This is a genomic window from Frankia canadensis (genome assembly GCF_900197875.1).
Lineage (GTDB): Bacteria > Actinomycetota > Actinomycetes > Frankiales > Frankiaceae > Frankia > Frankia canadensis.
In genome coordinates, this window is sequence record NZ_FZMO01000132.1 from 1 (window position 1) to 10,703 (window position 10,703).

The 10,703-nt window shown below is 73.7% G+C and carries 9 protein-coding genes; 7 read left to right on the forward strand and 2 right to left on the reverse strand.

Going from position 1 to position 10,703, the window contains the following annotated elements:
* Positions 1–149: 149 nt before the first annotated feature.
* From pdxH to C1A33_RS13055, 3 genes are all read left to right on the forward strand, one after another.
* Positions 150–794, forward strand: coding sequence for a pyridoxamine 5'-phosphate oxidase (gene pdxH / locus C1A33_RS13045; protein WP_101831788.1), 645 nt, complete (start codon positions 150–152; stop codon positions 792–794).
* 736 nt (positions 795–1,530) lie between these two features.
* Positions 1,531–2,334, forward strand: a complete 804-nt coding sequence (locus C1A33_RS13050; RefSeq protein ID WP_101831789.1) for a hypothetical protein — start codon at positions 1,531–1,533, stop codon at positions 2,332–2,334.
* A gap of 5 nt (positions 2,335–2,339) precedes the next feature.
* Positions 2,340–3,110 (forward strand): L,D-transpeptidase, encoded by a 771-nt coding sequence (locus tag C1A33_RS13055; RefSeq protein ID WP_101831790.1) that lies wholly within the window; start codon positions 2,340–2,342, stop codon positions 3,108–3,110.
* 267 nt (positions 3,111–3,377) lie between these two features.
* On the opposite strand, the gene C1A33_RS13060 is transcribed toward C1A33_RS13055, so the two are convergent.
* Positions 3,378–4,793 (reverse strand): cryptochrome/photolyase family protein, encoded by a 1,416-nt coding sequence (locus tag C1A33_RS13060; protein ID WP_101831791.1) that lies wholly within the window; start codon positions 4,791–4,793, stop codon positions 3,378–3,380.
* A 123-nt stretch (positions 4,794–4,916) separates the two neighbouring features.
* Between C1A33_RS13060 and C1A33_RS13065 the strand changes: the two genes are divergently transcribed.
* The 3 genes from C1A33_RS13065 to C1A33_RS13075 all read left to right on the forward strand — a co-directional run bounded on the left by C1A33_RS13065 (position 4,917) and on the right by C1A33_RS13075 (position 7,680).
* Complete coding sequence (locus C1A33_RS13065; RefSeq protein ID WP_243407486.1) at positions 4,917–5,837, forward strand: mechanosensitive ion channel family protein; 921 nt, start codon at positions 4,917–4,919, stop codon at positions 5,835–5,837.
* A 247-nt stretch (positions 5,838–6,084) separates the two neighbouring features.
* Complete coding sequence (locus C1A33_RS13070) at positions 6,085–6,435, forward strand: hypothetical protein (protein ID WP_101831793.1); 351 nt, start codon at positions 6,085–6,087, stop codon at positions 6,433–6,435.
* A gap of 27 nt (positions 6,436–6,462) precedes the next feature.
* Positions 6,463–7,680, forward strand: coding sequence for a CE1 family esterase (locus tag C1A33_RS13075; protein ID WP_101831794.1), 1,218 nt, complete (start codon positions 6,463–6,465; stop codon positions 7,678–7,680).
* A 15-nt stretch (positions 7,681–7,695) separates the two neighbouring features.
* Here C1A33_RS13075 and C1A33_RS13080 read toward each other — a convergent pair whose 3' ends face one another.
* Complete coding sequence (locus C1A33_RS13080) at positions 7,696–8,466, reverse strand: hypothetical protein (protein WP_243407487.1); 771 nt, start codon at positions 8,464–8,466, stop codon at positions 7,696–7,698.
* Positions 8,467–10,044: 1,578 nt separating this feature from the next.
* Between C1A33_RS13080 and mscL the strand changes: the two genes are divergently transcribed.
* Positions 10,045–10,440, forward strand: a complete 396-nt coding sequence (gene mscL / locus C1A33_RS13085; RefSeq protein ID WP_101831795.1) for a large conductance mechanosensitive channel protein MscL — start codon at positions 10,045–10,047, stop codon at positions 10,438–10,440.
* The last annotated feature ends 263 nt before the right edge of the window (positions 10,441–10,703 follow it).

Sequence of the window (10,703 nt, forward strand, 5' to 3'; positions counted from 1 at the left end):
GGGTGGAGCAGTTCGCCCGCTGGTCGGGATCCAGCCGGCCGGCCTGGTAGGCCCGCCGCAGTCCCGCGGGCACCCGGTCCGAAGACGCACAGCCCGAGGGCACCCGGTCCGCGGAAGCCAGCCGCGAGGACGCCCCCGATCCCGCGGGACTGCGGCGGGCCTACCAGGCCGGCCGGCTGGATCCCGACCAGCTCGCGACCACCTGGGTGGAGCAGTTCGCCCGCTGGTTCGCCGAGGCCGCCGGCGAGCACGGCGCGGCCGGGCTCCCCGAGGCCAACGCGGCGGTGTTCGCCACCGCGTCCGCCGCGGGCCAGCCAAGCGCGCGCACCGTGCTGCTGAAGGGTTTCGACCACAGAGGTCTGGTGATCTACACGAACTACACCTCCCGCAAGGGCCGGGAGAGCGCCGAGAACCCCTTCGGCTCCCTGGTCTTCCCCTGGTACGCGCTGCAGCGCCAGGTGGTCGTGATCGGCGCCGTCGAACGCGTCAGCCGGGCCGAGACCGAGCGCTACTTCACCTCCCGCCCGCGCGGCTCACAGCTCGGCGCGTGGGCCAGTCACCAGTCCGAGATCATCGAGTCCCGGGAGTCGCTGGACGCCCGCGCGGCGCGGCTCGCCGAGCGCTGGCCGCCGGGCACCCCGGTCCCCACGCCGCCGTTCTGGGGCGGGCTGCGCCTCGTGCCGCGGACGGTCGAGTTCTGGCAGGGGCGCACCGACCGACTACACGACCGCCTTCGCTACCGCCGCGCGGCCGAGGGAACGGACCTCTGGGTGGTCGAGCGCCTCTCGCCCTGAAGGCAGCGGCCGAGCACGTGAAGTGAAAACGGACTTTCCCGGATATCCCCGTCAACTCAGGCCGTCGGCGCAGCCGTCGGCGCAGCCGTCGACGTGCCGCCCGCCCGCCCGCGCGCGACGCCCTTGCCGGGCACGTGAACGCACGACGTCCGCCGCGGTCACACCTGATTTCGGAAACCGCCGGACATTGCGGGGAGAACCTGTGAACCAGCCATTGTTTGCCATTCTCCAGATCCGGGTGGCGCTGCCGGACGGTTTTCCGCCAACCCGGTCGGCGGTCCGTCCGGTCATCATTCGGCGGCCGACCGCGGGCCGGGGCCGGCCGAAATCGAAAACGCCCTTCCCGGTCCTGGACAGGCCGCGCGGAATCGCCCGCGACCGCCGATCGTCCGGGCGTCACCGACGCGCCGACCACGCGCCGACCTACGCGCCGACCTGGAGCGCCAGACCGGCGGAACCCAAGTTCGGATCCGCCGGACGTCACTACCTGTCACCGGCCGCGCGGCGGCGAGGACCTCGGCGTGGCGCCGGCGGCCGCCACCGCGCGGCGCGGCCGGGACCGGGGGTGCCGCGCGCACCACACGGACACCCGCACGAGGACGCCACCCGCCACAACGGTCCCGCTACCGCCAGACCCGGATGTATACGGATCTGCGCCGCATTGCTACCTTCAGCCCGGATCAAGATTGTCCCGTCGAGGCATTCCCGGCCCGGCAGACGTCGAGGAGACGGATTCATGCGCAGCACCAGAATGCGGGCGGCGGTGGTCGGCGTTCTCGGCGTGGCCGCGATCGCGCTGGCCACCCCGGCGTCCGCCAACCCGACGTCCTCCCCGTCAGCGCCGGCCGAGGGCAGCATCCTGTCCCCGACTCCCAGCCCCACCGCCGCGGCGACCAGTCCCAGCGCATCGCCCACCTCGCCGACCGACGGGCTGTTCGCCCCGCCGTCCCCGACGGCGACCGCCACCGGCCCCGCCGACGCGAGCGCGACCCCGATCCCCGGGCTCCTCGCCAGCGCCACGCCGAGCCCCGACGCGTCTGCCTCGGCGGCGACGACCCCGACCGCGACGGCGAGCCCGGCCGGCGGCGGTACCGGCGATGAGAACCTCGATCACTTCCTCGACCTGCTGCCGTTCAAGGTGCCGCTGGACAAGGAGATCAACGGCATCGAGGACATCGACCTCAACCCGCTCTTCCTCACCTTCACCTGCGACGGCACCGTGCCGTCCTGGAAGCTGAAGAACACCTCGGACAAGAGCTTCGGGTTCGGCTGGTTCGACACGGACCTCAAGGGCGGCATCCTCGACATCGGGCCGAAGCAGACGGTCGACATCCCGTCGAAGGCCCTCGCCGTCATCGGATCGCCCTGGGACGCCCAGACGAAGCTCCTGCTCGTGACCGTCCCGACGGTCGGCGTGTCGAACTGCGGCGGTCCGGCACCGACCACGCCGCCGGCCGGCCTCGCGATTCCCGCATCGCTGCCCGCCGCCGTGCCGGCCGCGCCCGCCGCCGTCCCCGTCACGCCGCACTACACCGGATGACCGCGATGAGCGGACGGCTGGGCGGATCCAGGACGGCGGCCGGGCTGTTGGCGGCCGCCGTCGGCTGTGCCGTGCTCACCGGCTGCGGCAGCGGCGGCGACGGCATGCAGAAGGCCGACACGAACCTCACGCCCCAGGTCCGCAGCCAGCTCGCCGCGATCGCCGGGCTCGGCCAGGGCCGCAGCACCGTGGTGACCGCCTCGGGCGCGAGCGTGGACGTCTACAGCGCGCCCACCGACAACCAGCCCTCCTCGACGCTGGCCAGCCCCAACGAGAACGGCGTCAAGCGGGTCTTCCTGGTCCAGGCGAAGATGCCCGGCTGGTGGCAGGTGCTGCTGCCGGTGCAGCCCAACGGCAGCGCCGGCTGGGTGCGCGCCGACCAGGTCAGCGCCTCCGAGACGCCGTACCGGCTGGTGGTGTCCCGCAGCCAGCATCTGCTGCGGGTGTTGAGCGACGGCAAGCAGATCGCGGCGGAGTCCGTCGCCATCGGCACTTCCGACACGCCGACTCCCGGCGGGCGCTTCTACCTGATGGAGCTGCTGCGCCCGCCGAACCCGAACGGGGCCTACGGACCGTATGCGTTCGGCCTGAGCGGCTTCTCGACGTCGATGAGCTCGTTCGACGGTCACAAGCCCGTCATCGGCATACACGGGACCAACGAGCCGAAGATGATCGGCAAGGACGTCAGCCATGGCTGCATCCGGATGACCAACGACGCGATCACCCGCCTGGCGCAGACCGTCCCCCTCGGCACGCCCGTCGACATCATCGCCTGACACCTGCCTGAGCAGCCCGCCGGACGGGTCGGGCGGGCGTGGCGCGCCCACGTGGGTTGCCCTCCACACCCCACGCCGGCGCGACCACCTCCGGCGGAGCCCGTCACTTCTCCGCCGGGCTTTGAGCGGGAGATCCCTGCCCACACACTCCCTGCCCAGGAACAAGGGTCGCCAATCACCACGGGTCGGATCCGCCGGACGCGACAACCGAGCTGTCGGATTCCCGACACGCGACACGCTTGCTTCCAAGCCCAGAACCGTCCGTGGCTAGCGCCGGCGGCGGGAACGGGCCGCCTCGTAGCGGGCCAGCGCCTCGCGGCGCTCGGCGGCGTGGTCGACCACCGGCGGCGGGTAGCCGTCGGGAGGTCCGTCCGGCAGCGTCCACGGCTCGTGCACCATCGCCCGTGGCACCTCCCGCAGCTGCGGGATCCACCGGCGCACGTACGTGCCGTCCGGGTCGTAGGAGCGGCCCTGGGACACCGGGTTGAACACCCGGAAGTACGGCGCGGCATCGGTGCCGGTGCCGGCCGTCCACTGCCAGCCGTGGTTGTTCGACGCCAGATCTCCGTCGACGAGGCGGTCGAGGAACCACCGCGCGCCGTGCGTCCAGTGCACGTGCAGGTCCTTGCACACGAACGACGCCTCGATCATCCGCACCCGGTTGGGCAGCCAGCCCTCGGCGAGCAGCTGGCGCATGCCCGCGTCGACGATGGGGAAGCCGGTCTCGCCCCACCGCCATCTGTCGAAGGCATCGCCGGGCGCCTCGTAGGACATCGTGGCCAGGGAGTCGGTCAGGTCCTCGCGCGCCGAGGCGGGGTTCGCCGCGAGGACGTCGGCGTAGAACTCGCGCCAGGCCAGTTCCGAGCGGAACTTCTCGGCGTCGACCGCCAGACCACCGCTGTGGCCGCTGTGGACTCCACGGCCGCTGTGGCCGCTGTCCGGGTCGGCGGCACGGGCGAGCTCGGCGAGGACGGTCCGCGGGTGGACGCAGCCGTACTTGAGGTAGGGCGACAGCCGGGAGGTGGTGTCCTCTCCGGGGATGTCCCGCCGCTTGGCGTAGCCGCGCAGCGGACCGTGCAGGAACTCGCCGAGCCGCTCGAGCGCGGCGGCCTCGCCCGCTGGTGGCAGTCGGACGTCACCGAGATCCGGATCGTCCGGGATGCCGTCGGACGGCCGGCGGGCCCATCGCACGCCGGTCGGCTCGGCCATCGGAGCCCGCCAGCCGTGCGCCGTCCAGGCCCGGTAGAACGGCGTGTAGACCCGGAACGGCGTGCCGCCCGCGGTGCGCAGCCGGCCGGGGGCGACCGCGTAGGGCGAGCCGGTACGGGCGAGCTCGCGGCCGTCCGCGCGCAGGGTGTGATCGACGGCGTCGTCACGGCGCCGCCCGTAGGGGCCGTGGTCCGCGGCCAGGTGCACGCGGTGGGCGTCCACCTCGCGGGCGACCGCGGGGACGACGCGCGCCGGATCCCCCGTGCGCACGCACAGCCGGCCGCCGAGGCGCTCATCCAGCTCACGCAGGCAGCGGTAGAGGAAGGCCGGGCGTACCGGACCGGCCGGGCGCCGCAGCGTGTCGTCGAGCACGAACAGGACGAGCACCTCGCCGCCGTCACGCACCGCCGCGCACAGGGCGGGATTGTCGCCGAGTCGCAGGTCGCGCCGCAGCCAGCAGACCGAGACCGTCATGCGACCCGACGCTAGCCGCCCTCGACCGACGGCCCGGGCAGGCCAGGCTGGCGACGACGCGCGGGCCCCCACCATTGTTGCTTTACGTCATCGCACAGCTACTTTTAGTTTATAGTTGGCCGCGTGGAGCTCACCGGCGCCATCGCTTGGGATCGCGGCGCGTCGGACGCCTGGTCGCGCATCGCCGAGACCAGCCCGAAGGTCGGGGTCTGTCTGGCGATCCTGATCGTCGGGGCACTGCTCGTCCGGATCGCCGCCCGGCTGCTGGCCGTCATCGCCGGCCGCTGCGGCGTGGACCGTGTGCTGGAGCGCGGCGGACTGCCGGCCCTGCTGCGCCGGCCCGCGGGCGAGATCCGCACCGGCGCGCTGCGCGCCCTGGCCGGACTCGGCCACCTCACTGTGCTGCGGGTCGCCGTGGGGGTGTTCGGGCCGAGCGCGGCCGGGTCCACCATCACCGAGCTGCTCATCCTGCTGCTGCACACCGCGGTGGCGATCATCGTCGTGCTGCTCGGCGTCAGCCTGGCCCGGCTGGCCCGCACCTTCGTGCGCGAGGCGCTGCGGGACCTGACCTACCGGCGAGCGGTCAGCGACACGGTCGCCGCAGTGATCGTGATCGCGTTCGGCAAGGCCGGACTGGACGAGGTCGGCCTCGCCACGTCGGTCACCACGCCCGTGCTGTGGGCGATCCTCGCCACTGTCGGCGGTGTGGTCGTGGTGGGCGTGGGCGGCGGACTGGTGCGACCCATGCAGCGGCGCTGGGAGGAGATCCTCGACCACGCCGAACAGAGCGCCGCCGCGGTCCGGCTGGCTCGTCACGGGGGCCAGCCCGGCCCCGAGCACCCGCCGGAACCGGCCCCCACGACAGGGCCCGTGAGTGACACGGCACACGAGGACGCCCGAGCCTCGATTCCCGCACCCGGTGAAGCGGCTCGTCCACGGCCTCCCGCCGCGCGGCCGATCGCGGCGTCCACTGCCACACACCGGCCGGCCGGTCCGGCACCCCCCGCCGCTCAGCCCCCTGCGAAGGGGCCCCGTAACCTGTGATCAGCTCCCGGATCTACCGTCTCGGGAGGACCAGTGGGTGTGCGTTAGGCGAACTACGGCGCGTTCGGCCCCCGGGTGGGGCACTCTGGGAGAGGACCGGACGATCGGACCGGCCGTCGACCTGAACCAACCCAGTCGCCCGGACGGGCGCTCGGCACAGCCAGGAGACCTGTCGATCGATCCCCCGACCGATCTTCGCGGCAGCGGCCCCAACAACGTCACGAGTGGCGAGCGGAGGGACATCTCGGTGGACGAGTTCTCGGACATGGAGCGTTCCCGGCTGCTCCTCGGCTGGTTGGCGGCACGGCGTGCGGTGGACAACTGTCTGTCCGACCTCCTCGCCGCCGGCCCCGCGGGTGAGCGCCGGGTGCGTGAGTCGCTGGCACTCGTGGACGATCTGGAGAGTCGCGCTCAGGAGGCGTTCGACCGCTACCGCACCGCGGCGGAGAACACCCCGCCCCCTGCGGCGCGGCCGGCCGCCGGGCGCTGGTCGCCCTCGTCCGCGACCGAGCGGCCACGACTCAATGTGGTCCGCGCCCCCGAGGGGGAGCTGGCTCGTAGCAGTCTGAACACGAAGGGTAATCAGCGGCACCGGTGACGCCCCCTGTGCGATCGGCGAGTCAGAATGGCCTGCGTGCCGGCCGTTCGTCGCCGCCGCGTCACCGCGGTCTGGCTCCTCACCTTCCTGGTCCCCGTGCTGCTCGCCGTGACCGGCTGTGGCGTCGTCGGTGGATCCCGTCGGGGCCATGTGGTCCCCGAGGCCACACCAGGTGCCACCCCCACCGTCGGGCCGGACACCTTCGAGCGATCAGGGCGCGGCTCCCCGGTCAGGATCACGCTGCCGCCGCCCGGTACGCCGACGCCCTACCCCCTGATCGTCGCGCTGCACAGCCTGCACTACGACGGCACCGATCCAAAGACGAACTGGGATCTCGACGGCCTCGCGCGGGCCGCGGGAGTCGCCGTCGTCTACCCCGACGGGATCGGCAAGTCGTGGAACGCCGGCACGTGCTGTGACATCGCGTCGGCCCGTCAGATCGACGACGTCGACTGGCTGCGCGCACTCGTCGCCCACCTGAGCGAGAAGTACCCGGTGGACCGGCGGCGGATCAGCATGGTCGGGCTGTCCAACGGCGCCATGCTCGCCTACCGGTACGCCTGCGAGCACGGCGACGAACTCGCGGGCGTCGCCGTCGTCGCGGGCAGCCGTCAGGTCGCCCAGTGCCATCCCGCCGCGCCGCTCACCGTCGTGGCGGTGCACGGAGGCCAGGACGGGCATGTCCCCTATCTGGGCACGCCCTGGTCGCCCGTGCTGAACACGGCGATCACACCGGAGGAGGAGAGCCTGGCGCCGTTCCGCGCCGAGGATCGCTGCCCCGTGCCCAGCGCACCGGGCGATTCGGTGTTCACCGACTCGTACGGCGTGCCGTGGACCTTCACGCCGACAACCACCCCACCCGAGCCCGACGGCCTGGCCGCCGGCCTCGCGGTGCCCGGTGGCGCCCCGGCCACCAGCGCACCACCGACCGCCCTCACCCCGGCCGCCCCCGCGGCCGCCGGGCAGCCGCCGACCGGCCAGGCGAGCCTGCCCGCCGCCGCACCGACGGCAGGTGGACAGCCCGTGGCCGGACAGCCCGTGGCCGGACAGCCGGCGGGCGGCGGGCCGGTGGCGGTGCGACGGGAGACACGGTGCGGGTCGCCGGCGCGCGTCGTCCAGTTCCTGCTGCCCACGATGGCGCACGGCTGGCCGCCCACCACGGGACCGTCCAGGTTCGCCACCGCCGGGGTGCTCTGGAACCTGCTCTCGCCAGCGCGCTCCGCCCGGCCCGGACCGCGGATGTGACCGTGCCGGGGCCGCTCAGGCGGCCGGGGAGAACGACGACCGCAGGGCGCCCATCAGCGTGTTGAGACTCGCTGCCGCGCTGGTGGACACGCGGGCGATCAGGACGTAGACCGCACCGTTGGCCGGGATCGTCCGCATCAGGTACGACACCCGCTGGCCCTCACGGTCGTAGGAGCCCGCAAGCTCCTGGGTGGGCTGACCGCTGCTGTCGGTGGCGGGGCCGGAACGGTCCTTCGTCAGCCCGGACACCCCGTCGAACTCGCCTGCCTGGACCTTGGCCAGCGCGGCCGTGGCGTCGGCCCCGGCGATGCGGGCAACGCCGATCATCTGCGGACCGTAGTCGGCGGCCGCCGCGCCTGGCTCGCCATAGAAGATTCCGGTGTTGTCGCGGCGCTGCTTCCAGACCGGGGGGTGGGAGAACGTGGCCTTCTGCTGCGGATCGGTGTAGGCCACCCAGTCCGCCGGCACGGCGATCTGCCCGGCGGCCGGGGCCGCCGGCGCGGTGGCCGCCGTGCCCGCCGGGGACGGCGACGCGGCGGCACCAGGCGTCGCCGACGGAGTCGGCCCGCTCGACGCCGTGCGCCCGCTCGGCCGGACCTTCTCCCACACCACGCCCGCGCCGACGCCGACGCCGAGCGCCACCGCCAGCACCACCATCGCCACGGCCAGGCGGCGCAGGAACGACATCGGCTCCGCGTCGGCATCGTCGTCGCGCCCCACCGGGCCACGACCGTCGACGAGGTCGTCACGCGCGTCCGCATCGTCGACGAGGTCAACCCGCCCCACGGAGACACCGCGCCCCGCGGAGCCATCGCGCCCCGCGGAGGCATCACGTTCCATGGCCGCGGTCAGCGGGCCGCCCGCACGGCGCGCCACGGGCCGACGCCTGCCGTCCTCCGGAGAGGGAGCCTCCGGCCGCCCACTGGTCATGGTGGCGGAGGGGTCCGCACGGCGTCCCGGGCCGGTCGGGCGCTCGGGGCGAGCGCCACCGCGGGCGAGCCCGGCGCTCCGGTCGAATCGGCCGGAGCGGTCCGGCCGATCGGAACGCTCGGGGTAGTCAGGGCGCTCGGGGTAGTCAGGGCGCTCGGGGTAGTCGGGGCGCTGTCCGGGTGACTCGTGGCGCCCGGTCCGGCCAGGATCGGTGCGGTCACCGGCGGCTGATCGGGACGCGGATCGACCACCACGGCGGCGCATGAGGCCCGTCTCATCGCCGGCTGGGGGACCGGGGCGCCGCGTCACCGCCTCGGGGCCGTCGGGTGGATAGGTGCCGTCCGAATCGTCGGAGCCCGCGAGACGGCCGGACCGCCCCGGGTGTCCAGACTGTCCGTGGCGGCCGCCGGCCGCACCCGGCCCGGTTCGACCCGCCCGCCCGGATCGGCCGGCACGGGGGCCGGTCGCCGGCGCGGCGCGGGCCGGCGAGGACTCCTCCCGGCCAGGCCCGGGCGCGTCGCCGTCGAAGCCCTGCGGTGTGGCGCCCTGGCCCGGCGGGATCGTGCGCCCGGCCGGGCCGGTACCGTCCGCTCGACCGGCCCCGCCCGCTCGACCGGCACCGGTCGGTGCGGCGGCGCGGCGCCCACCGGCCGGGGGGACGAGTGCCCTGCGGACCGAGGTGTTCCCGCCGATGCCTGCGCCCGTCGCCCCGGCGGGCCGACCGGGCAGCGGTCCGCCGGCCCCGGACCGTTCCCGCGGCGCCCGGGCATCCGGTCCGTGATAGGCCTCGCGGGGGTCCCGGCCGCGCGGATCGGGATAGCCGGGCTGCTGACCCTGATATTCGACCGGAGCGCCGCGGCCGCCCGGTCCGGCGTACCCCGCCGCGTCGTCGTAGTCCGCGCCACGCCCGTACCCGGGCGAGGACGGGTAGCCGTCGGGCGCCGGGCGGCCTCGAGAGCCCTGGTTGCCGCCGGCGGCCGGAGAGTCGCCGGGAGGCGGATAGCCGCCGGCGGGCGGATAGCCGCCGGCGGGCGGATAGCCGTCAGGAGGCCGGTGGCCGCTCGCGGGCGGATAGCCGCCGGGGCCCGGAGAGTCTGGATATCCCGCCGGTGCGTAGCCGGACGGTGCCGGGTAGCCCCCGGGGCCGGCGCGGCCTCCCGCTGGACCGCGGCCGCGATCGCGGCCAGGACCCCGGCCGTCTGCGTCGTCGTCGTTCCACTCGGCCCGTCGCGCACCGTCCGTCACCAGACGACCTCCGATCCCGAGCCCCACGCGCATCCGTTCGTCCCACCGGTGTACCACGGTTTTGCCGGGACGTTGCGCGCGCCTAGTTGACAGCGGCCCATCGGGGACATAGAGGGCTGGTCGGATCCCTCCGACGTGCGCCGATATCCTCCCATGGCACACCAGCAGCCTGTAGGGGGGAGAGCGTTGATGAAGGGCTTCAAGCAGTTCCTCATGCGCGGGAACGTGGTCGACCTGGCTGTGGCCGTGGTCATCGGCACCGCGTTCACCGCCGTGGTGACGTCCCTGGTGCAGAACATCTTCACGCCACTGATCGCCGCGATCTTCGGCAAGCCGGACTTCTCGTCACTCACGTTCAAGATCAACGGAAGCGTCTTCCGTTACGGCGCGTTCCTCAACAGCGTGATCGCCTTCCTGTCGGTGGCAACCGTGATCTACTTCGTGGTGGTCCTTCCGCTGAGGACCATCAACGAGCGGCGCGCCCGGGGCCAGGTCCCGCCTGAGGAGGACCCCGTGCTGACCGACGAGGCCCGGCTGCTCACCGAGATCCGTGATCTACTAGCGGTGCGCCAGACCAACTCCTGAGCCGATCGGACCCGTTGGCCGCCGTTGGTTGCGCGGGTCGGTCGCTTACCGGAACGTTGGTCGGTATTCAGGAATCGCTCAGGCTCGCAAGGGAAAGTGCCTACCATGACACCGCGTCCCCCCTTCAGCGACAGCGCCGATGACGCCCGCCCGGGCAGCGGCCGGGAGGGGTCCGGTGCCGGGCACGACTCGCCGTCCCCCTGGGCCCCACCCGCCGAAGGCGTCTTCGGGTCGCAGGCAGAACAGCCTCACCCGGCCGCCGG